3 protein-coding genes are annotated in these 3363 nt (G+C 46.1%); 1 reads left to right on the top strand and 2 read right to left on the bottom strand.

The genetic code is table 11. The features are described from left to right. Both gspD and gspC read right to left on the bottom strand, forming a co-directional pair. Positions 1–1991, bottom strand: a 1991-nt coding sequence (gene gspD / locus QVA83_RS11355) for a type II secretion system secretin GspD (protein WP_287498473.1), incomplete at its 3' end; no start/stop codon positions are given. Between the two features lie 98 nt (positions 1992–2089). Further along, positions 2090–3007 (bottom strand): type II secretion system protein GspC, encoded by a 918-nt coding sequence (gspC, locus tag QVA83_RS11350; protein WP_061486815.1) that lies wholly within the window; start codon positions 3005–3007, stop codon positions 2090–2092. A gap of 129 nt (positions 3008–3136) precedes the next feature. Here gspC and QVA83_RS11345 point away from each other — a divergent pair. Next, on the top strand, positions 3137–3363 hold a 227-nt coding region (locus QVA83_RS11345; protein WP_283629353.1), incomplete at its 3' end, for an RNA-binding S4 domain-containing protein.

The raw sequence follows: 3363 nt of genomic DNA, 5'->3' as shown, positions 1-3363 counted from the left end.
GGTGGCAACGCTAGCGCATCATCCCATTGTGGAATAGTCGGGGTTTCTTCGTAAGGCATTAGCGAAACACCTTCTTGCTGGCGTTTTAGCTGCAGTGCGCGAATGTAATTGTATTTGCGATGGCTGATTGTATTCATGGTTGCACCGTCACGGACAATGGTCGGTTTCAAGAACACCATCAAGTTACGCTTACGCTTGCTGGTTGATGTAGATTTGAATAAATGGCCTAGAATTGGAATATCACCCAGTAGTGGTACCTTAGATTCACTCTCTTGAACGTCTTCGTCGATAAGGCCGCCAAGAACAATAGTACCGCCATCATCAACAATAACCGTGGTCTTAATTTCACGCTTGTTAATTGAAATATCTACCGATGTAGCGCCACTTACGCTAGACACTTCTTGTTCGATAAGCAGCTGTACCGCGTCGCCTTCATTGATTTGTGGCGTCACTTTAAGTTTGATACCCACTTCTTGGCGGTCAACAGTTTGGAAAGGGTTAGAGTTATTCGCGCCCGTTGTTGTACCTGTAATAATAGGCACTTCCTGACCTACGATGAAAAACGCTTCTTCGTTATCCATAGTCGTTAAGTGAGGCGTAGCAAGAATATTAGAGTTGGTATCTGTGCTGACCGCTTGTACCACAGCACCCCAGCCATTTTCGATAACGCCCGCAATTAAGCCATTAGCACCGCCTAAAAGGCTCGCTAATGCAGTGTAATCGCCTTCTCGCGTGTTTGTTACTGTATAAGGAGAACCGTCATCAGACACATAGGTTTCAGTGTTAGTATCTTCTTCAGCTTGTTTTAGCGCAACCGCTAGGCTTCCCACTGGTACAACACCATTATTAAACTGGGTACCACCACCTTGTTCTGACACCCACTGCACACCCAAAGTAGTGCCGTCACCTTCAAAGACCTCAACAATGATGGCTTCAACTTGTACTTGCGCACGGCGAATATCAAGTTGACGTACAACCTCTTCTAATGAGCGCATCATGTCCGGCTCTGCGGTAATAACAATGGCATTAGAATCTTCGTGCGCATCAATGCTGATTTCACGGTTAGAGCCAGCTCGACGTGACGTAGTGCCACCACCTTGCTCTTCAGCTTGAATGCTTGCAGATACGCCCTGTAATACTTTTACTAAATCTTCCGCTTTAGCGTAGTTAAGAAACAGCACGCGGGTATTGCCGTTTGACTCAAGCTCTTGGTCCATGCGCTGAATAAGGTTAATAAGACGCTGACGCGCTTTAATATCACCGCTTACAATAACTGAGTTAGTTCTGTCGTCTGCCACTACGCGAGGCTCAGACTTAGTACCAGTATTGGCTTTACCTTGTGACTTATTAATACTGTCAATAATGCGCACCATTTCTGATGCTGACGCATAGCGAAGTTTAACGATTTCAACTTCTTCGTCACCGGCACGGTCCACGCGCTCGATAATTTCTACCAGTCGGTTCACTACCGCTGCACGGCCGGTTAGCATCATCACATTTGATGGGTCGTGGCTAACTACGTTACCGCCGCCCGCTTGGTCATTTAGCTGGCGTAAAATAGGCGCAAGTTCACGTACCGGTACGTTATACACAGGAACAACGCGAGTGATCATTTCGTCGCCGTCGCGGTTAGCGCCTTCCACTACTGGAATGTTCGATGTTTTGGCGTCTTTAGAGCGAACCACTTTCAAAATACCGCTAGGCATTTCTACAACGGCGAAGTCATACACTTGAAGTACGTTTAGGAAAAACTGGTAATACTGATCTTCATCGAGCATGTCGTAGCTGCGTACGCTTATTTTCCCACGTACGTTGGGGTCGACAATAATAGTGCGCTCTAGATTTTTACCAACGATATTAATGAACTCGTTAATGTCGGTATCTTTGAAATTAGGCATGTACTCAGCGGCTGTCACCGAGAAACACAGAAGCGCCGTGCACATGGCTGTGCTCAAGCGAGATAATAGTTTTTGGCTAGTGCGCCTTTTCATTCTAACGTCCTTCATTTCCTAACTTGTCGATGACCGATTTGCTTTAATTGTTATTTTGCTTACCTAGCGACAATATAGCGCTGCTACCGTTAGTGGTATTAAGACTCGGGTAAATCTAGGTAAAGCGTGGTTAAGCTGCCATCTCGAATAATCGTTAATTCTATTGTTTGTGCATTGCGTAGCTCAGACAGTGCCTCTTGCGATTGCTGCAAGTCTGTAAGGTCTAGCCCGTTAATTTGTGTAATGACATCGCCAGCCTGAAGCCCTGCCGATTTAAATAATTCAGGTTCTTTGCCAGGACTTACTTGATAACCAATAAGCTGGCCTTCTTCGGTTTTTGGCGATATTGAAATAAAGTCTGTGAAGTTAGCGGGGCGTTCTCGCAGAGCAGCGGTTGCTTCTAGCGCTTCTTCGCTAAGCTCAACTGTATCTTCTTCCTCTTCCTGCGGCTCAGGTCGGTTTCTCGCTTGCATTTCACGGCGACGATTAGCTTCATCGTAATCAATTCCGTCAAGCATCAGGGTTTCGTTTCTTACCCCGTTCTTAATAATAACGCGATCGTTATACACCTTTTGCAACGTGGCGTTGGTGTCTTCAATCTTTTCACCTAAACCATATACTGCTTGGCTGCCGCGATTTTCTATAATAGCGGTGCCCGCTTCCTGCTCTGAACTGGCAACAACGCCGGTCAGGGTCAAATTTAAGCGTGTCTCTGGCGCGTCAGTAACTTCGGCTACCGGTTCCGCGGGTTTAGCCGCTGCATTACCAAACAGATTCAACTGTTGTATTTTGGCAATGTTGACCCCATTTTGGCCTGACGACGAAGAAATAACCGGAGCACGGCTTACTGTGGGTGTCGCAGATAGTTGAGGTTCGGGTATAATTCGCCACACGAGTTTGGCAGCAAATGCAATTAAATACAGGCTGAGCAGAACCACTACGATGGTATGTAGCTGTTTTTGATGCTGGTTCAGATAAACAACCAGAGATTGTGGGTTGGGTTTATTGAATGTCATGCTGCCACTGATGGTACTGCTTTATTATAATATAGTGAATTTTTGGTTAACCGCGCTTTAGCAAACCCATAATAGCCTAGTAAAGGTGAGGGTCACAACACTAAAGCCACACCATTACGAAAATATTACATGAGCCAATCGGATAGCAACAATACAACACAAAATGTCAGGCTGGACAAGTGGCTATGGGCTGCAAGGTTCTTTAAGACCCGCGCAATAGCAAGAGACATGGTGCAGTCGGGAAAAGTCCAGTACAACGGGCAAAGAGCCAAACCTGGCAAGCATGTAGAGCTTGGCGCCATGATTAAAGTTCCCTCAGGATGGGATAATCGTGAAATTAAGGTGCTAGGCTTAAG

The sequence above is a fragment of the Alteromonas sp. AO-Serp genome, assembly GCF_017849675.1.
Taxonomy (GTDB): Bacteria; Pseudomonadota; Gammaproteobacteria; order Enterobacterales; family Alteromonadaceae; genus Alteromonas; species Alteromonas macleodii.
The sequence above is the reverse complement of the archived record's forward strand: the minus strand, read 5'-3'. Positions and strand labels throughout refer to the sequence as shown.